At 35.7% G+C, this 16571-nt stretch carries 24 protein-coding genes, 1 rRNA gene and 1 pseudogene; 12 read left to right on the forward strand and 14 right to left on the reverse strand.

Annotated elements, in window-relative coordinates:
- The 5 genes from ACIQAA_RS17980 to ACIQAA_RS18000 form a co-directional block, all read right to left on the reverse strand.
- Positions 1 to 65, reverse strand: a 16S ribosomal RNA gene (locus ACIQAA_RS17980); the annotation flags it as partial.
- 300 nt (positions 66 to 365) lie between these two features.
- Positions 366 to 506, reverse strand: a complete 141-nt coding sequence (locus ACIQAA_RS17985; protein WP_169803741.1) for a hypothetical protein — start codon at positions 504 to 506, stop codon at positions 366 to 368.
- 91 nt (positions 507 to 597) lie between these two features.
- Positions 598 to 954 (reverse strand): fluoride efflux transporter CrcB, encoded by a 357-nt coding sequence (gene crcB / locus ACIQAA_RS17990; protein ID WP_402622008.1) that lies wholly within the window; start codon positions 952 to 954, stop codon positions 598 to 600.
- Positions 951 to 1337 carry a fluoride efflux transporter CrcB gene (gene crcB, locus ACIQAA_RS17995; protein WP_402622010.1) on the reverse strand — a complete coding sequence of 129 codons (387 nt, stop codon included), beginning with the start codon at positions 1335 to 1337 and terminating at the stop codon, positions 951 to 953. The genes crcB (ACIQAA_RS17990) and crcB (ACIQAA_RS17995) overlap by 4 nt, the downstream gene beginning before the upstream one ends.
- 63 nt (positions 1338 to 1400) lie before the next feature.
- Positions 1401 to 2216, reverse strand: coding sequence for a hypothetical protein (locus ACIQAA_RS18000; RefSeq protein WP_402622011.1), 816 nt, complete (start codon positions 2214 to 2216; stop codon positions 1401 to 1403).
- Between the two features lie 227 nt (positions 2217 to 2443).
- On the opposite strand from ACIQAA_RS18000, the gene ACIQAA_RS18005 reads away from it, so the two are divergent.
- From ACIQAA_RS18005 to ACIQAA_RS18025, 5 genes are all read left to right on the forward strand, one after another.
- The gene (locus ACIQAA_RS18005; RefSeq protein WP_402622013.1) at positions 2444 to 2665 is read left to right on the forward strand and encodes a spore coat protein; all 222 of its coding nucleotides are present in this window, start codon (positions 2444 to 2446) and stop codon (positions 2663 to 2665) included.
- 140 nt (positions 2666 to 2805) lie between these two features.
- The gene (locus ACIQAA_RS18010) at positions 2806 to 3381 is read left to right on the forward strand and encodes a spore coat protein (RefSeq protein WP_402622015.1); all 576 of its coding nucleotides are present in this window, start codon (positions 2806 to 2808) and stop codon (positions 3379 to 3381) included.
- 29 nt (positions 3382 to 3410) lie between these two features.
- A complete protein-coding gene (locus tag ACIQAA_RS18015) occupies positions 3411 to 3836 on the forward strand; it encodes a spore coat protein (RefSeq protein ID WP_402622017.1) in 426 nt (141 codons plus the stop codon).
- A gap of 417 nt (positions 3837 to 4253) precedes the next feature.
- Entirely contained in the window at positions 4254 to 4460 is a 207-nt protein-coding gene (locus ACIQAA_RS18020; RefSeq protein WP_402622018.1) for a DUF892 family protein, read from the forward strand.
- Complete coding sequence (locus tag ACIQAA_RS18025; protein WP_402622020.1) at positions 4460 to 4774, forward strand: spore coat protein; 315 nt, start codon at positions 4460 to 4462, stop codon at positions 4772 to 4774. Before ACIQAA_RS18020 ends, ACIQAA_RS18025 begins: the two co-directional genes overlap by 1 nt.
- Before the next feature lie 51 nt (positions 4775 to 4825).
- Here the strand turns inward: ACIQAA_RS18025 and ACIQAA_RS18030 are convergent, their stop codons facing one another.
- Complete coding sequence (locus tag ACIQAA_RS18030; protein WP_402622022.1) at positions 4826 to 5704, reverse strand: proline iminopeptidase-family hydrolase; 879 nt, start codon at positions 5702 to 5704, stop codon at positions 4826 to 4828.
- Positions 5705 to 5873: 169 nt separating this feature from the next.
- Between ACIQAA_RS18030 and ACIQAA_RS18035 the strand changes: the two genes are divergently transcribed.
- Entirely contained in the window at positions 5874 to 6662 is a 789-nt protein-coding gene (locus tag ACIQAA_RS18035; RefSeq protein ID WP_402622024.1) for a class I SAM-dependent methyltransferase, read from the forward strand.
- A 66-nt stretch (positions 6663 to 6728) separates the two neighbouring features.
- Here the strand turns inward: ACIQAA_RS18035 and ACIQAA_RS18040 are convergent, their stop codons facing one another.
- Entirely contained in the window at positions 6729 to 7451 is a 723-nt protein-coding gene (locus ACIQAA_RS18040) for a TerC family protein (protein WP_402622026.1), read from the reverse strand.
- Between the two features lie 228 nt (positions 7452 to 7679).
- Between ACIQAA_RS18040 and ACIQAA_RS18045 the strand changes: the two genes are divergently transcribed.
- The 3 genes from ACIQAA_RS18045 (at position 7680) to ACIQAA_RS18055 (ending at position 9018) form a co-directional block, all read left to right on the forward strand.
- The gene (locus ACIQAA_RS18045) at positions 7680 to 7922 is read left to right on the forward strand and encodes a glutaredoxin family protein (RefSeq protein WP_402622028.1); all 243 of its coding nucleotides are present in this window, start codon (positions 7680 to 7682) and stop codon (positions 7920 to 7922) included.
- 195 nt (positions 7923 to 8117) lie between these two features.
- Complete coding sequence (locus ACIQAA_RS18050; RefSeq protein WP_402622029.1) at positions 8118 to 8375, forward strand: HPr family phosphocarrier protein; 258 nt, start codon at positions 8118 to 8120, stop codon at positions 8373 to 8375.
- A 172-nt stretch (positions 8376 to 8547) separates the two neighbouring features.
- The gene (locus ACIQAA_RS18055; RefSeq protein ID WP_402622031.1) at positions 8548 to 9018 is read left to right on the forward strand and encodes a divergent PAP2 family protein; all 471 of its coding nucleotides are present in this window, start codon (positions 8548 to 8550) and stop codon (positions 9016 to 9018) included.
- 5 nt (positions 9019 to 9023) lie between these two features.
- On the opposite strand, the pseudogene ACIQAA_RS18060 reads toward ACIQAA_RS18055, so the two are convergent.
- A pseudogene (locus ACIQAA_RS18060) lies at positions 9024 to 10222 on the reverse strand (MFS transporter).
- Positions 10223 to 10527: 305 nt separating this feature from the next.
- Here ACIQAA_RS18060 and ACIQAA_RS18065 point away from each other — a divergent pair.
- The gene (locus tag ACIQAA_RS18065; RefSeq protein WP_402622033.1) at positions 10528 to 11241 is read left to right on the forward strand and encodes a cell wall hydrolase; all 714 of its coding nucleotides are present in this window, start codon (positions 10528 to 10530) and stop codon (positions 11239 to 11241) included.
- Between the two features lie 37 nt (positions 11242 to 11278).
- Here the strand turns inward: ACIQAA_RS18065 and ACIQAA_RS18070 are convergent, their stop codons facing one another.
- Positions 11279 to 11413, reverse strand: a complete 135-nt coding sequence (locus tag ACIQAA_RS18070; protein ID WP_402622035.1) for a hypothetical protein — start codon at positions 11411 to 11413, stop codon at positions 11279 to 11281.
- Between the two features lie 143 nt (positions 11414 to 11556).
- A complete protein-coding gene (locus ACIQAA_RS18075; protein WP_402622037.1) occupies positions 11557 to 12012 on the reverse strand; it encodes an SRPBCC family protein in 456 nt (151 codons plus the stop codon).
- 149 nt (positions 12013 to 12161) lie between these two features.
- On the opposite strand from ACIQAA_RS18075, the gene ACIQAA_RS18080 reads away from it, so the two are divergent.
- Positions 12162 to 12998, forward strand: a complete 837-nt coding sequence (locus ACIQAA_RS18080) for an RMD1 family protein (RefSeq protein WP_402622039.1) — start codon at positions 12162 to 12164, stop codon at positions 12996 to 12998.
- A 65-nt stretch (positions 12999 to 13063) separates the two neighbouring features.
- On the opposite strand, the gene ACIQAA_RS18085 is transcribed toward ACIQAA_RS18080, so the two are convergent.
- From ACIQAA_RS18085 to sda, 3 genes are all read right to left on the reverse strand, one after another.
- The gene (locus ACIQAA_RS18085) at positions 13064 to 13486 is read right to left on the reverse strand and encodes a DUF1801 domain-containing protein (RefSeq protein WP_402622040.1); all 423 of its coding nucleotides are present in this window, start codon (positions 13484 to 13486) and stop codon (positions 13064 to 13066) included.
- Positions 13487 to 13632: 146 nt separating this feature from the next.
- Positions 13633 to 14121, reverse strand: a complete 489-nt coding sequence (locus tag ACIQAA_RS18090) for a GNAT family N-acetyltransferase (RefSeq protein WP_402622041.1) — start codon at positions 14119 to 14121, stop codon at positions 13633 to 13635.
- A gap of 300 nt (positions 14122 to 14421) precedes the next feature.
- Positions 14422 to 14568 (reverse strand): sporulation histidine kinase inhibitor Sda, encoded by a 147-nt coding sequence (sda, locus tag ACIQAA_RS18095; protein ID WP_402622043.1) that lies wholly within the window; start codon positions 14566 to 14568, stop codon positions 14422 to 14424.
- A 147-nt stretch (positions 14569 to 14715) separates the two neighbouring features.
- On the opposite strand from sda, the gene ACIQAA_RS18100 reads away from it, so the two are divergent.
- Positions 14716 to 15417, forward strand: a complete 702-nt coding sequence (locus ACIQAA_RS18100) for a Na-translocating system protein MpsC family protein (RefSeq protein WP_402622045.1) — start codon at positions 14716 to 14718, stop codon at positions 15415 to 15417.
- 51 nt (positions 15418 to 15468) lie between these two features.
- On the opposite strand, the gene ACIQAA_RS18105 is transcribed toward ACIQAA_RS18100, so the two are convergent.
- Positions 15469 to 16320, reverse strand: a complete 852-nt coding sequence (locus tag ACIQAA_RS18105) for a P-loop NTPase family protein (RefSeq protein ID WP_402622445.1) — start codon at positions 16318 to 16320, stop codon at positions 15469 to 15471.
- Positions 16321 to 16571 lie beyond the last annotated feature (251 nt).

Raw genomic sequence — 16571 nt, forward strand, 5'->3', positions numbered from 1 at the left:
TCGACTTGCATGTATTAGGCACGCCGCCAGCGTTCGTCCTGAGCCAGGATCAAACTCTCCAAGAAAGTTGATTAGCTCATTTTGTTACGTTGGCTTAGCTTTTATAAAAAGCTAAAAAATTGTTTGTTGACGTTCTTGTTTGTTTAGTTTTCAAAGAACAAGAGATTACTATTTTTAAAAAAGCGAGAAAATTTATTATAACACAATAACGATATTAATGTCAATAATATGTTTCGTTTTTGTTTGCCCCTCTGAAGGGAACTTTTATATAATAACACCCTCTCACATCTAGTTCAATAGAAATATTATCCAAATAGAATATAAAAAAGGAGTTGTTGCCTTTGCAACAACCCCCTGATGTTTATTTATTGTCCTTGCCCGCCATTTGGGGTTACTCTGCGCGTATGATCATCTTCAAAATTGTTTTTTCGTGCATTTTCCACTTTATCATTTAGTAATTGTTTTTGGTCTACGTCTGATGAAGGGGTGTACTTTTTCTTAGACATTGGAATCCTCCTATAAAATCGTATTTTCCCCTCTTATTTTGCATTCTTTTTTTCAATTTAATCATTAATATATTCTGGATTTAGGTTTATGCTAAATAATAAAACCAATAGCAGCGGTTAAAATACTTACTATTACTGAAGTTAATACATATATCCCAGCTAAAAATTTTTTATTTGATTGCAATAAGGTAATCGTTTCATAACCGAATGTCGAGAAAGTGGTATAGGATCCGCAAAAACCAATTCCCAAAAACAGCCACACCCAATTACTTATTTCATTTGTCATATGTAGCTTATAAAGGATCCCTAAAAGAAAGGATCCAGTAATATTTATTATCCAAGTTCCCAATGGAAAATGTCCAGGTTTCTTTTTTTTATTAATAAAATTGCCTAATAAATATCTACCTGATGCGCCTAAAGATCCTCCAAGACCAATTAACCAAATCAATGTGTTTCTCCTTTTTCCTCATAAATTAATGCTAATTTTAGTCCTAAATAAGCCAACAGTATTCCAAAAATAATGCTAAATAAAACATATATGGTCCCATAAACAGCGAGTCCATTTTGAAATAAAAGGATCGTCTCTATAGAAAAGGTTGAAAAAGTAGTAAATGACCCGATAAAACCCGTTCCGATTAGTAACGTAAATTCCGGTTTTATATTTTTCCTGAACGTGATGAACGTAAGAAACCACCCAAGGAAAAAGCAACCTATGAGGTTTATTATTAAGGTTCCAAGAGGAAACCCATTATCTGTTGGAATCCATTCTCCTATTCCATATCTTGTTAATGCTCCAAAAAACCCTCCAAGCATAACAGAAATTAATTTCAATACGTTCAGCCTTCTTTCACATGAGAACATTCTTATTTCGAGAAGTTGACTCCTTATTATTCATCAGCCAAATTTCAATTTATATATTATATAGGATATCAAAAGTGTCATAAATGAAAAAAGGAGCGCAATACTAGAAAAAGCTAGTACATAGGCATTATATTCGGTCAATCTGACGATAAATCTATACGTATCTATATTAAATAAACCAGCGATAAGATTTACTATAAACAAGACGCAAAATATCATGAGCAGCCCTTTGGAAGACCCATTAATGTCGGCCTTACTTAAAGCTATATGTGATGAAATACTGACAGCAAACAAAAGAAATAGCCAAAATAACGGATTGAGTAAATTTTCTAATGTAAAGAGACTTTTCGTAATGGCAAGTGTTGCACTCACGATTACCATTAAATCATCGCTTCCAGGAGAAACATGGTTATCAATGTACGCACTAAAAGTGAAATAGGATTTAGGTACCAATACGTACATCCCCAGCATTAATGCACCAATCCCACTGAAAATGGGTCCCATTCCAATGAAAAAATTTCCAATCTGTTGATAGATACTACTCGGATTATATTGGTGCTCCACATATCCAAGAATACCATTAGGATTGTTTAATTGAAGGAATTTTACCTTTGTTACTCGATGTCCCCAAATGAAACACTGAAGAAGGTGCCCGAGTTCGTGGACCGGTGTACCTATCCAAGCGGTAGCCAATACTCCACGTGGTCCCAATGCTTTATATAGAAACTTATTCGAGTATTTTTCTAACACGCCCAATAAGAAACCAACACCAATTAAGAACCCTAAAAGGAAAAATAATTCTACTAGACTTAACATTAAAGTATTTAAAACAGACTCAAGAAACCTCACCTATTCATTATCCCCTCCTTAGATCATCATCTATGTCAATGATATATCGTTCAACAAGGTGATGAATGATGATCTTGTTTTACTGCATTTAAAAAAGATATACCGAAAATTATACCATATTTTTCTTTTTCCCTTATTTTTGTCTGCTTTTGGAGTATAAGTGCAGGAATATCCGTTAACAAATGCATATCCTGTTAATGGAAAAACTAGTAAAGGAGCGATTAGTGGTGAGTGATTCAAATCAAAACCCATTACTAACAGGTAAAATTATCGATTTACTCGTTAGTGATATTTTTAAAAAAAATGGAATTAATTTAGATCAAGGGAAGTCGAATTTATCTCCAGAGCAAAAACAATTAATAAAGGAATTAGTAAATGACTTATCCCAGCAGGTCGATGCCTTCGTCAATAAAGAGAATCCAACAAAGAAAGCAGAAGATACGGAATAAACCATTCTAAAGAACGCTAGATTAGGCGTTCTTTTCATTTTTTATAAAAAAGCCAAATTCAGCTGATACACACAAACCATTATTGGACAACTCCATATATTATATTGAAAACAAACTACAACAAAGGAGTGTAAAAAACAATGCCATCCAACAACAAAAAGGATAAAAAGGATAAAAAGTATCAGAAGGATGAATCTTCAGATATGTTTTATGAGGACAAGCCAGCCGCAGAAAAAACTTATGAGGAAGCACCGCAATATGGTTTCGTTTATCATGATCCAGCGGTTTTTCAAGACACACCAACACACCATGAACCAGAGCATCACTCTCATGATTCTCATGAAGCTGATGTATTCCAAGATGCAGATCAGGTTTCATTAATGGAACAAGATTCCGAGGAATTAATCTTCATTAAAGATTCTTGCAATATCTGTGTTCATACTACTAATACGCAAGCAGCTGTTTCCTTGCAAATTGCATTACAGCTTTGTATCGCATTAGTCCTTCGAATTACTATCCTTGATTCTGATAAAGGTCAAAGTGTAGCAGAAGATCTTCTTCAATATTTCGATTCCGAACAAAATAACTTCCAAAAAATCAGCATCGAAAATTCTAAAGATATCAACATCACAACAACTGACACAGACGTTGCTGCAAACATCCAAGCTTTATTACAAGTCCTTCTCACATTAGTTGCAAAAGTTGATATTGCTTAAAAAATATATTAATAAGAGGTGAAAATAAAATGACTGAAAAGAAATGGAAAGCATTAGACTCTTGTGACGATAAAGGTAAAGCCGCTGATGTGATGCAAGAAGCAGATCAATTTGTTTCTAACAAACAACAATCTTTTGAATGGATTATCATTAAGGATTCTGAAGGAATTGATGTACAAACTACTGATACTCAAGTCGCTATATCTTTGCAAGCCGCCATTCAAGTAGCCATCGCAATTGTAATTAGCATTACACTTGGCGATACAGAAAAAGGTAAAGCAGTTGTTCAGGACCTTAAACAATTATTTAAAAACAAGCAAAAGAACTCTCAAAAAACAGTAATTCAAGGTTCTAAACATATCAAAGTTGTTACAACTGACACTCAAGTTGCTGTAAATATCCAAGCACTTCTTCAAATCCTTGTAACAATCGTTGCTAAATTAGACGTTCTATAATATTAAACGCCATATTTAGTATAGGAGAACATAAGATATTATGTTTCTCCTTTCCTCGTTGGCAAAAATTGCAGTTAATGATTTACTTAATAACGTTCTAACAATTTATATTTTTTCTAAAAAGGACACCTATAGGCTGTCCTTTTTATGTTAAATATGCATAGCGAGTAGAAGTTTAAATGCAATGCGTCTATAATTTCCTGCTTTCGGGTTTTTGTCTCAAGCAAAAAGAAACCCCTAAATTAAATTAATTTTCTTTTAGTTTTTCCTTCAGTTTAATTAATAATCCCGGTGTAGAGGGAACAAGATTTTCCACCATTCGATTCTGCATCACCCACTTATTCCCTCAAATTTATTTGTTAGGCTAGGTCAAACTATTTTTTGTGTGGCAAATATTATTCCCAAGGAGGAAATGCAGTGAACACACATTATTTAGCACCGCATGAGACATACGAATTACATGAATTATTAACGTTTAAAAACCTTTGTTTAACGAAATCATCGACAATGAGTGCACTTGTCCAGGACCCGCAGCTTAAGAATATCTTGCAGCAAGATGTTACTAAAACCACTGGTCAAATCCAACGCATACAAGAATTTATGACGAACCGAGGTGAACAATAATGAATGGAATGGTACAGGATATGGTAGGTATGGGGTCAATGACAGATCAAGTCATTGCAACGGATTTTTTAATCGCTGCTAAAACAGGGGTAAAGAATATTGCACTTGCTTTAACTGAAACCTCTACTCCTGAAGTTAGAGATACATTAAAACAGTATTTAATGGACGCAGTGGATACACACGAACAAATATCAAAGTATATGGTAAATAAGGGCTACTATCACCCAAATAATCTGTCAGAGCAGCTTAACGTTGATTTAAAGGCTGCTCAAACTGCGCTAAATCTAAACCAGTCCCAAAATACTTCTTCTTAAGGTAAAAAACACCCGCCTTTTCGATAGGCGGGTGAAAATATATTAGTTACATCACTTGGAGTCAACGTTTTTTAAAAAGTCACCTACTACTTGTAAAAACTCTTCCTTCTCTTCAAAATAAGCCATATGAGCACTATTTTCGTAAACATGGAATTTCCCATTTGGTACAAGGCTGCTAAAGTATTCCGTCGATTCAGGTGTTGCCTCATCATATCGTCCACAAGTAAATAAGGTTGGGCAGCTGATTTCATTCAATCGAGATGTACAATCAAAATACTTTAAATTTCCCTTTACACTGAATTCAGATGGACCCCACATAATGTTGTAAATCTCAGGATTTCGATAACCTGACCCTTTTTTAACCCATTTAGGATCTGGTTCTTTCTGCACTCTACAAACAAACACTTTGTTAAATTCCTGAATGGCCGCTTTGAATTCCTCGGAATCCGTCGTTCCCTCTTCTTCACATCGTGTAATGGTTTCCTGAATATCAATAGGAAGCTTTTTTAAATTCTCCGCCTGGTCCTGTTCCCAACGCGGTGCGCTTAGACATGGACTTGAAAAGATAACACTTTTCACACCACTAGGTTTTGTTAAACAATAGGCAGCCGCAAGGGTTGTACCCCATGAATGGCCTAAAATATGAACTTCCTCCAATTTTAAAGCTTCTCTTATCTGTGCTAATTCCTCGACAAAACGATCAAGCTGCCAAAGTGAGGTATCACTGGGACGGTCTGACCTGCCGCAGCCTAATTGATCGTATAAAATAACCGGTCTATCTTTTTCAAGCGCTTGTAGTCCTTCTAATGAATAACTTGAAGAACCCGGACCACCATGTAATATGATGACTGGAGTAACTTCAGAATTCTTATTAAATATTTGATACCAGACTCTCCCCCCTGTAACCTTTATGTATCCCTCTTCACGCATAAAACTTCCCCCTAAGACAACAAAAAATTATAGGTAATGGTTATTATTTTAACCTATTTAAAAATAATTAGAAAACTCTTAAATTTATTTCATATGGTTAAAATTTCCAGTATAATCTAGTAACAGATACTTTAAATCATCAAATTTTACTATAGGGGAGAGATTGCAAATGAAAACCCAAAGCACAGAGGACAATTGGAATGCAAATTTATACGACCAGAATCATTCATTTGTTTCAATGTTCGGAACGAATCTAATAGAATTATTAGCTATTACAGCAGGCGAGAAAATCCTTGATCTTGGTTGTGGAACTGGAGATTTAACAAAAAAATTATATGATATTGGAGGAGATGTTATTGGGGCAGACAAATCTCAAAATATGATTACCCAAGCAGTGAGTAAGTACTCTAATATTAAGTTTTTCGTTCGAGATGTGACAGCCCTAGGATACAATGCGGAATTCGATGCTGTATTTTCGAATGCAACACTTCATTGGGTAAAACAGCCAAAGGACGCGCTAAGTTGTATTTATCAAAGTTTAAAACCAGGCGGAAGATTTGTTGCCGAATTTGGCGGTAAAGGAAACGTCCACATCATAACAAGTGAAATTATTGAGCAAATAAAACAATCAGGAATTGAATATAAGATAGAACAGTTCCCTTGGTTTTATCCAAGTATTGGTGAATATACATCTTTAATGGAGGAAGCAGGATTTAGGGTTACCTTTGCAGAGCACTTCGATCGACCGACCCCCTTAGTAGGTGAATATGGATTGAAAAATTGGATTGAGATGTTTGGCAGTCTTTTGTTTGAAGGGATTTCCCAAGATAAAAAAGATGAGATTGTTACAAAGGTAGAGAATAATCTAAAAGAAATTTTATATAAAGATGGAAATTGGATAGCTGATTATAAAAGAATACGTGTACGCGGAATTAAGAATAACAAGCCAAGCTACTAATAAAAAATGACTATCAAAAGGACAATTTGATAGTCATTTTCTTTTTATAAAAGTGTTAGGTTTGGTTTATTTCGTTGCCAACTTCCCCTTTAAAAAATGTACCAGGAAAGTTCCTAAGAAGATTCCTATTAATAGACTAAAAAAGATCACTTCGTGCATATGAAAGCCAAATACTGCACCTATCATTCTTAATCCAATCATGCCAATTAACACGAATGCAGTCGTTTCAAACTCAGGTATTCTTTCAATAAGGGCTAAGAATAATTGTGCGACACCACGCATCATTAAAATTCCAAGGATTCCTCCTAAGAACAGTACCCAGACCTGGTTCGATACACCAAACGCAGCGATGACACTATCGATACTAAACGCAATATCCATAAGTTCTACGGTTAAGACGGTGCTCCAAAAACCCACTTGTTTGGTGGGAATCTCTTCCTCCCCGTCTCTTTTGTTGATAAAGTGTTGGAGAACCAGCCAAAGGAGATAGTGACCGCCAACAATCTTGATCCAGCCAATATTAATTAACGTAACACCTATTCCAATTGCAATAACCCGAAATAGATATGCTCCTATAATTCCGTAGAAAAGTGCTTTCCTTCGTTGTTTTTCCGGCAAGTGCTTTACCAAAACAGCAAGTACTAACGCATTATCAGCCGATAATAACCCTTCGAGAATAACTAAGGTACCAATGATTCCCCAACTAGCAGGATCTGTTACTACATCCCACAAGGCGTCTAATGATAAAAATGAACCATAATTCGCAATGATTTCTTGTAAGAACTCCATTCCCTTGCACTTATCTCCTTTTCATGGATTTTCGTTAACGTAACTGCTTGTCATCTTACTGTATATGTATGTTAAGCAACCGATTATATGAATCTTAAATAGATAGGGACTATGAAGGGAACTTCTAACATATTTCTTATGGTTTGTAAAATGTATATAATGAAGGAATCAGGTGATGGGACTTTTTTTACTAATTGTAATAAAATAAAAAAGAAGGAGGAATGTACTATGCGTAAGATAGTTATATACACACAAGAAAGCTGTGGTCCATGTACAGCTGAGAAGTTATGGTTAAAAGATAATGGTATTGAGTTTGAAGAAAAAAATATTAGAGAAAATCCTAAATACCTAGATGAAATTGTTGAATTAGGTGCATCAGCCACACCAGCAACTGTCGTGGAGGATGAAAAAGGTTCAGAGGTTGTTTTTGGCTTTAACCAAGAGAAGTTAGCGGAACTTCTAGGAATATAAGTAGAACGTCTTGATGGGTCACTCTAAATTAGGAGTGACCGTTTTTTTTTATTTTTGGGGCATTCTTGTTTAATAATCTTCCATACAATCGTGTCAGCAGACTCGCTTAAATAACTAAATAAATCATATTTGAATTTTTTCTATCATAGATAAAAGAGTGTGATTTAACTTTAATATTAAGGAGGGGTTCCTCAAATGGTACTAAAGACAATTCAACTTAATCGAAAGTCTGGTTTAGACAGTCGCGCAATTAACCAGCTCGTCCAGGTAACATCGCAATTTGAATCAGATATCTACCTTACCTACAATGGACATAAAGTTAATTGTAAATCTATAATGGGAGTTTTATCACTCGCCATACCAAACAATGCAGAAATTAGTTTAGAAGCATCTGGCTCTGATGATCACGAAGCAATTAGGCAATTAATAGAAACAATACAATCATTAACGTAAACCCTGAAAAAAAGTAAGAGTGATCAAATTGCCACTCTTACTTCTTTGTTTTATTTATGTTTTTAACAACCCTATTTTATCATAATTCTTCCACATTCTTCATGTTTCATCCGGATTAATAGGGGTTATATTTCATAATATAAGTACAAAGATGATCATCCAGGAGGTTATTATGTTTTTATCCTGTCCGATAGTAGCTGCTTTTTTGGGCATGTTCCTTGCACAATTTGTAAAAGTACCGATTCACTTTTTAGCTTCTAAAGAATTGAAATGGAAATTAATGTTTAGCACTGGCGGTATGCCTAGTTCACATACTGCGATGATTGTTTCATTAACGACAGCAATCGGATTAATGACAGGGTTCCAATCAAATGAGTTTGCTATTTGCGTTGTAGTAGCTGCGATCGTTATGCATGATGCGATGGGAGTTCGGAGGCATGCAGGTTATCATGCGGAGATTCTGAATACGCTTTTAGCCGATTTTAACAGTCTGATTGAAACACTAAAAGACCCCAATTTAAAGAAACCGGAGTCTAGAGAAAAATTAAAAGAATTATTAGGTCATCAGCCAACTGAGGTCTTTTTTGGGGCCATAACTGGAATCATTGTCGGCATCATTACTTACTATATATATCCCTTTTAATTATGTCATGTTACTTTTGTTTTAAGTTCACGATTTAAGTCATTTGCATACCAATATGCCACACCGGTTGCAGCCAGTAGTAAGAACCCTGTTACCACAAACACAGTTTGTACAGGAAAAATACCGCCAAGGATACCTCCGATTATCGGGCCAATCATCCCGCCAATTTGATTAGAGGTTTGGTGTAAACCAAACGCCCGCCCGCGGAAATCGCTCTGTGTTGACCTTACGACTAGTCCATTTAACGCTGGGAATACGGCGCAGAAAAAGACACCAAAAATAAATCGAGTAATGGAGAATCCCCAAATATTACTGAAAACAATTTGAGCGATGGTTCCGATTCCTCCACCCATTAACCCGATAAAAAGAATTTTTTGGAAACCAACTTTGTCAGCCCATTTCCCCCACATTGGGGCAAAAACGACACTTGCGATACCAGGAAGAGAAAAAACGATCCCTGCTAGTAATGAAGCATGCTGGGAAGAACCGCCAAGGTCCACTATATATAATGGAAGTACTGGTTCAATGGTCATAATCGAAGCAGATGTAAGGCTGGTTAATCCAAGAACCATCATCAATGAACGGTTTAGAGTGCCAATTTAAAATCATTCCTTATCGATCCCTTCTCTTTACTCGGAATGAAATTTTCCTCCGTTACAAAAAATATGACCAGTAGTGTTGAAATGAGCGAGAACATTCCAGCACTTCCAAACGCCACTCGATTTCCCACTAATGAGGCAATACCCCCTCCTAAAAGTGGTCCAATAATTCCACCTGACGCAGAAGCAGAGGATATCATCGATAGCGCGTATCCAACTTTATTACTTGGTGTATTCGTACCGACTAAGGCGATTGCGCCCGGAATGAATCCACTTAACAACCCCTGCATGATACGTAATCCTAATAGCTGATAAGGATTTGTAACAAAAGCAGTTAATGTATAAACAATAAAAAGAACAAATCCGGCTCGAATTAGCAGGGGTTTTCTCCCATATTTATCTGCTACTCTCCCCCAAAACGGAGAAGCAATCGCACCTGCAAAAAATGCTGCACTAAATAACAAACCAGCCCAAACTTCCGTGTGATCATGCACACCAATTTCTAGCAGGAATATTGGTAAGAACGGGATGACCATGGAAAAGCTTGCTGATACGAAGAATACCCCTATCCATAGTACCCACAAATTACGCTTCCAAATAAGCACGAAAATCCATCTCCAATAATATTGATAATTTAATATTGTAATAGTAGCATAATCCCCATTTATTTTCATTTTCGAAATATTAGATTATAGAAATAATTTCTTCATCCTGCCTTTTTCATACAATATATTCCTCTATACCGTAAAATTGGTTTGATTATGACAAAATCATAGGTATAATGTCATATTCACATCGCAGCTGTAATGTTGTTCATCAAACCATAATGAAATGTAACCTTATCGTTCTGTATATAGTGTGTATACCCATGTTAGTGTTATATCATACAAAACATCAGGAGGTAGCACACATGAAAAACACTTATTTTAAAAAAGTTGCTGTAGCTTGTGTAGCTACATTTGCATTTATCGGATTACACAACACGACAGTTGAAGCGATAACGCAATATCAAATTGTAAATGTAGACAGCTTGGCTGATATTGGACAAGCATATGGTCCGATCATGTATGAAATGAAACAAGAAAACAATCAATATGATGACGAAAAGGAATTCATTCTTAATAAACCGGATTTAGCAGCAGAAAAATCTGCCGAAACGGAGGTTGAAGTAGCAGCTGCTTCGGAGTCTCAAGCAGAAGAATCGGAAACGGTAACGCCTGAGCCAGCAGCAGAACCGGCCCCGCCTGCTGTTACTATTTCAAATGAAGAGAAAGACTTATTTGCTAGATTAGTAGAAGCAGAAGCGAAAGGCGAATCATATGAAGGAAAAGTTGCGGTGGCAACAGTTGTATTAAACCGAGTTGATTCACCAGAATTTCCAAATACCGTAACAGAAGTTATTAATGAAGTAGTTGGTGACGCTTATGCCTTTTCTCCTGTGCAAAATGGTGAAATTAATAATCCGGCATCAGATGAAGCAATTCGAGCAGTTGAAGAGGCTTTAACACGACAAGATCGTTTAAATGATAGCGTATATTTTTATAATCCAGAAATTGCAACTGATTCTTGGATTAGGACTCGCGAAGTAGTAAAGACAGTTGGAAATCATGTATTTGCAAAATAAAGGTAAGAGCCGTGGTTAACGGCTCTTTTTTGCTGTATTATTTGTCTTTTTCGTAAGCAATAACCACAACTTCTTTATTGGCTTGTTCGCTTAATTTTTCTTCAAGTGATTTGATTTCATTTACTAAATTTGATGATAAGTCAGCAGCTACGTAGTCCTTTTCATTGTTCATACTTATCTCTCCTTTTTATTTTTAGTATTCATCATAAAGGAGAAAGTATTACAATCGTTTTTTCAAAATGTAATGGATAAAACTATTTTTATCATTAGAAACTTTTTCATTTTATTTTTTTCTCAGCAATTTCACAGACCTCTTTAGATTGTCACAGCAGCTAGAGTTTTTCCGGTTTCTAAAAGGCTTTTCAAATTGCTTACTATCGCTGGCCAGCCATTGTTCAAACCTTCAAAGGTATCATCTCGATCCACTAAATCACCAGGCTGGAGATCTTCATGTCTAAGTGTTAGTTTTACGGTTTCCTTCATCGGTTTTAATTCAAATGTCACACGTGAAGGCAGTTTCCCATCTACACCATCTCCAACATAAGTCCATGTAAAGGAAAGTACACGATTACGTTCAATCTTTAGGATCTTTCCATAATCGGAAACCTGCCCATTGCGAGAATAGGTAAGTTCACTCCCTTCCTGCCAATCTGATTGAATACTGCTTCCAAAGAAGTATTGTTCGGTATACTTGCTGCTCGTCAAAGCTTCCCAAAGCTTTTCAGGTGTAGTCGCTATGTATGTAACGTAAACAAATGAATTTTCAGTCATGGTATCTCTCCTCCGTATGTTTTCAGTCTTTATTACTAGTACTTCATAATTAATTCTCTTTCCTTTCCACTTATCCTTCATTATTTTACCTAAACGCTTCATATACTAATATAGATAAGTAACAAAAATACCTGAGATGAGTGGTGAATATGAGAGATTTAACCTTTAAAGCTTTTGCCATAACCAATGAAATTGATCTGAACAAAATCGCCGTTCATTGTGGAATACCAAAGAAATTCACCTGGGAGGAGCCATTAATTTTAAGGGGTGAAATATTAAAATCAATCCTCTATAAAGATGTGGACGACTCACAAATGGTTCTAGTATTTTCCTTCGGCAGCATTGTCTTCATTAATCACTCAACTCCAAATGAGATAACTGCTTTATTGAACTACCTCTACTCCTTCGAGCCAGACATTGAGGTTAAAAACGCAGACCGATACAGCGATGATTACAGCTTGCATATAAAAGAAACCGAAAGCATTGAGTTAACAGATGAATATGTGGTCGTTCCTGAATATGAGGATTACTATCCTGAATTAATTTCTACTGTATTGGCAAAGTCTGTTGCTTTGGAAAAAACTGAGGAACAGCTGGGGCAAATTAATGATAAGCTCGAAACGATGATTGACCGGTTAGAGAAAGGTAAGCTGCGAATCGGTAATAAGGAACTCGCAAGGACAACAGCAAAAATTATCCGTCATGAGTATAATACCCTTGCTTACATCATGATTCTCGATAAACCCGACATCACTTGGACAAGCAGTTCAGCCGGTGAATTTTATGATCGTATGCTCGAGTTTTTCGAATTGAATGATCGTTATAAGATTTTGAAGAGTAAAACTGAAATACTCTATAACATTATGGATGGATTTTCGACTATCAGCCACTCCATTCGCGGACTTTTCGTAGAATGGATTATTGTGATTCTCATTCTTTTTGAAATTGTTTTATCATTATTAGGAATAGCAGGGTTGCTGCCATAAAAGAATTGAAATAGAGCCCCTTATTTAGCAAATGAATGGACTGCTGGATATAGGGCTCACTGGTCTTATTTAGCTGGATACATTGCTTGCAAAAAAGATACAGATTCATTAATCAATGCTTTTAAAACATCTACATCAATATCTGCCACTTTATTAATGTACACACACGCTTTCCCTGTAGTGTGTTTTCCAAACTGTTTTAACAATTCTTCCCGCTTTGTTTCACCTGGTGCAAAATACAAGCTGATTTTTGCTTTTCTCGGAGAAAAGCCAACAAGAGGTGCGTCTCCTTCGTGACCAGATTCATATTTGTAATGGTAGGCTCCAAAACCAATAATACTTGGCCCCCACATCTTTGCTTCTATACCTGTGGTCTCTGTAAAGATATCTAATAATTTGTATGCATCCTCACGCTTTTTAGGGCTGTCGACTTGTTCGATAAACTCAATCACACTATTGTCTGTTTCCTTTGTTTTTACTTCGTACATTGGTCATGCTCCTTTCGTTTATAAGTGTTCTCATTACTACCCATTCTACCATAATTCCCCACTAGAGGAGACGCATAGAAAAGACCTAAAAAAGAACCTAAGTTTTTGGGCTTAGGTTCTTACTATACATTATTTAAAAAGAGGTTCTATAGCAATTTTTTATTCATGTTGTACCACTGGACGCCGCCATGCTCCGATTTCGAAACACCTCTATTTTTGTATCCTAAGTTTTCATAAAAACGTATTAAGTCCTCTTTACAAGTAAGTGTAATACTCTCGCGATTTTTTGATATTGCTTCTATTTCAAGATGTGCTAGTAAAGCTGTCGCCACTCCCCGGGTTTGGAAATGCGGTGTCACCGCTACACCTAAAACCGTTTGATGACCGCCAGATGCAGGATTTGGCTTAATCTTCTCGAATAAATCATCTGTAATAAATTCTTTTTCAATCACTGGTCCATTCACTAAACCCACAATCACACCACACTCTTCCGCTACAAAAAAGCTATCTGGAATTAATTGAATACGCTGTTTAAAGGCTTCTTCCGTCGCTGCTTCTTCTATTGGAAAGCAAAGGTGTTCAATGATTAAAAGGTCAGGTAAATCATTCATCGTCACGTTCCGTATGGTTAACATTTTAACACTCCATTTTCCAAAGTATCATTTGTGTTTGAATTTAAAAACTCTTATAATATAAAATTATACAAAACTATTGAGTGAGATATAAGGGAAAATAACCACTTATTAAAAATAACTAAAAGAAAAAGCTAGGCTAATCACCTAGCTTTTTAAATAGTATTAGTAGTCTGATTATTTAATAGCACTATTTCTATGAAAGAAGTGAAGAGAAAGAAGCCATTCGCTGCTGTTCTTGTTACATTATAACTAATAATAATTGGAAGAAGGTGTAAATAATCTTTAGTAAAAAGCTATGATTTAAACCATTCTTTCTACCTTATCTGATTCGATCCCTCTTCGGTCAATTTCTTCTTCTAACAATTTAATAAAGTCTTCGTCTAACTTAAGCTTTACTGCATTAAAATATGTGTCTATTAAAACTTTGTTGCTCATGCTTGAAAACATATCCTACTCCTCAAAGCGAATGGCTTTCTGTCCCTTCACCTATTTTCATTATATTTTTATTCCGAGTAACAAACCATGCTAATTATTTCCAGTGAAAGGGGTAAACTAAGGTATAAATACCTAGTTAGAAAAAGGAGTTTCGCAAAAATGGAAATCCCAATTTATAAAAAATCTGCCGAGTTAAGTAGCTACATAAGTAAGATTCTCCGTGATCATTTTGGCAAAGGACCGGAATCGGTACATGTTTCGTTAGGTAAAACATTTATGATCGTGTATATTCGAAATTTCCTTACTCCAACAGAAAAGGTACTTATGAACCAAAGACAAGATGAAAGTGTTCAACAAACTAGAGATTTAGTCATGCAGACGCTAATCCCTGAAATAAAGGCATATATAAAGATTGTTACTGGTATGGAAATAAGAGAATTCTACTATGACTGGAGTCTACAAAATAAATCTGCGATGTTCACAGGGATATCCACGGATTCAACGAGTACCGACTATCCCATTACAGAAGAGTTTACTGGTAAAGCAGAACTTATTAATGAGATGATTCATTTAAGCTCTGAATCAGAAAAGAAACCTGAAGAGATTTATGCATGCCAAGTAAATCAGCGCACCATCCTAGTTATTCGAAATGGAATATTGGTTAGGATTGAAAAGCAATTAATCAGACAAGGGATGCAGGAACAACTCAAGCTCGCAAAGCGGATACTCGAAAAAGGGCTGCTTCATAACAATAACCATTTTGAAGCGATTTTGGATACGAAAGTCATTGATATTTTTGTCGACTGGGACTTTGACTTAGATAAAAGTGTGATTGTCTTCGTCATTAATCCAACAAAATAATGAATTAGATATGAAAAAAATCAGAGGCAAAGTGCACTCTGATTCATAAAACTACATGCTTACAGCATTCATGAATACTTCCGTGATTCTATTTTTGTGAGAATCTTTGTCAAACTGAGTATTATCAATTTTAACCTTTTTAATGGCCAATGCATTAAAAATGGAGGACTCTAATTGTTTTCTTGCTTCCAGAACTGCAATGGTTCCTTCGATTCCTTCTGCACCATGAATTTTCCCGTAGCCTTGGTTAGTATAGTAATCCATAAAACCAGTAGACCATTCTTTCGGTCGTTCTTGAACAGCCTTTTTAAAGGAACGCGACAGATCTTGTTGTTCTACATAAAGTAAAACGGGGTTTAAAGGCTCAATAATTTCAGCTAATTGTTTTACATAATTCATAACAACTTCCTGAGACGCACCATATTTGATCATGCCGATGGTTACAGGATTTTGGATAAAGCAGGATTCAAATATATACGTTTGATTTCCAATCATCGCCTGTTCGACGAACCTTTGCCATTTATCAGTTATTAATTCCATGTTTTTTTCTAACGGCAGCTCATAGATATCATGATTCCAAATAACTTCCCAAAAAGAATCGGAAACCATTGTCTCATCAAGTTCTTCTTTCAGCTTATATTGCGGCAATACAAATCCACCACAGCGTTCAATGGCATGTTTTACTAAAATAGGCTGAAATTCATTATACTGTTCTAAAAGCTGGGCAAATTCAGTTTTTGAATAGTAAGAGCCTCCTTCATAATCGGCTGGATGTTCGACATTTCCCTCAAGAAATAAGTTTGTATCTACATTCCATTCTTTTAAAATATCATTTGTCAATTCTGCTGTTGTAGATTTTCCTGAACCTGGCAATCCCTCTATTAAAATTAATTTTGTGATTATCATGTAAATGTCTCCTCTGTTTTATATTTCAACCAATAAAAAAATCGCAGATTTCTCTGCGACTTGTGAATTTAGATTTATATGGCATGCTTAACAGGACGAAACAAATTACTCTATGTAAATGGAGCATGCAAAAAAAGTCCATTACAAAGAGTCAGTCTAGTTCGGATATCTGTAAAATGACATAGTAATCCCGTTCACTCATCCGCAGAGAGTTTAAAATGGTTCGTATTAAAAACGGCCATTAATGG

It is taken from the genome of Neobacillus sp. NPDC093182, assembly GCF_044754045.1.

What these genes read in the sequence shown, in the direction of transcription:
- ACIQAA_RS18085 (WP_402622040.1), bottom strand. Translation starts at nt 13,486, where the DNA reads ATGTACGAAGTAAAAACAAAGGAAACAGACAATAGTGTGATTGAGTTT.
- ACIQAA_RS18075 (WP_402622037.1), bottom strand. Translation starts at nt 12,012, where the DNA reads ATGACTGAAAATTCATTTGTTTACGTTACATACATAGCGACTACACCT.
- ACIQAA_RS18045 (WP_402622028.1), top strand. Translation starts at nt 7,680, where the DNA reads ATGCGTAAGATAGTTATATACACACAAGAAAGCTGTGGTCCATGTACA.
- ACIQAA_RS18010 (WP_402622015.1), top strand. Translation starts at nt 2,806, where the DNA reads ATGCCATCCAACAACAAAAAGGATAAAAAGGATAAAAAGTATCAGAAG.
- sda (WP_402622043.1), bottom strand. Translation starts at nt 14,568, where the DNA reads ATGTTTTCAAGCATGAGCAACAAAGTTTTAATAGACACATATTTTAAT.
- ACIQAA_RS18055 (WP_402622031.1), top strand. Translation starts at nt 8,548, where the DNA reads ATGTTTTTATCCTGTCCGATAGTAGCTGCTTTTTTGGGCATGTTCCTT.
- ACIQAA_RS18070 (WP_402622035.1), bottom strand. Translation starts at nt 11,413, where the DNA reads ATGAACAATGAAAAGGACTACGTAGCTGCTGACTTATCATCAAATTTA.
- ACIQAA_RS18025 (WP_402622020.1), top strand. Translation starts at nt 4,460, where the DNA reads ATGAATGGAATGGTACAGGATATGGTAGGTATGGGGTCAATGACAGAT.
- ACIQAA_RS18035 (WP_402622024.1), top strand. Translation starts at nt 5,874, where the DNA reads ATGAAAACCCAAAGCACAGAGGACAATTGGAATGCAAATTTATACGAC.
- ACIQAA_RS18065 (WP_402622033.1), top strand. Translation starts at nt 10,528, where the DNA reads ATGAAAAACACTTATTTTAAAAAAGTTGCTGTAGCTTGTGTAGCTACA.
- ACIQAA_RS18090 (WP_402622041.1), bottom strand. Translation starts at nt 14,121, where the DNA reads ATGTTAACCATACGGAACGTGACGATGAATGATTTACCTGACCTTTTA.
- ACIQAA_RS17985 (WP_169803741.1), bottom strand. Translation starts at nt 506, where the DNA reads ATGTCTAAGAAAAAGTACACCCCTTCATCAGACGTAGACCAAAAACAA.
- ACIQAA_RS18040 (WP_402622026.1), bottom strand. Translation starts at nt 7,451, where the DNA reads ATGGAGTTCTTACAAGAAATCATTGCGAATTATGGTTCATTTTTATCA.
- ACIQAA_RS18050 (WP_402622029.1), top strand. Translation starts at nt 8,118, where the DNA reads ATGGTACTAAAGACAATTCAACTTAATCGAAAGTCTGGTTTAGACAGT.
- ACIQAA_RS18030 (WP_402622022.1), bottom strand. Translation starts at nt 5,704, where the DNA reads ATGCGTGAAGAGGGATACATAAAGGTTACAGGGGGGAGAGTCTGGTAT.
- ACIQAA_RS18100 (WP_402622045.1), top strand. Translation starts at nt 14,716, where the DNA reads ATGGAAATCCCAATTTATAAAAAATCTGCCGAGTTAAGTAGCTACATA.
- ACIQAA_RS18015 (WP_402622017.1), top strand. Translation starts at nt 3,411, where the DNA reads ATGACTGAAAAGAAATGGAAAGCATTAGACTCTTGTGACGATAAAGGT.
- ACIQAA_RS18080 (WP_402622039.1), top strand. Translation starts at nt 12,162, where the DNA reads ATGAGAGATTTAACCTTTAAAGCTTTTGCCATAACCAATGAAATTGAT.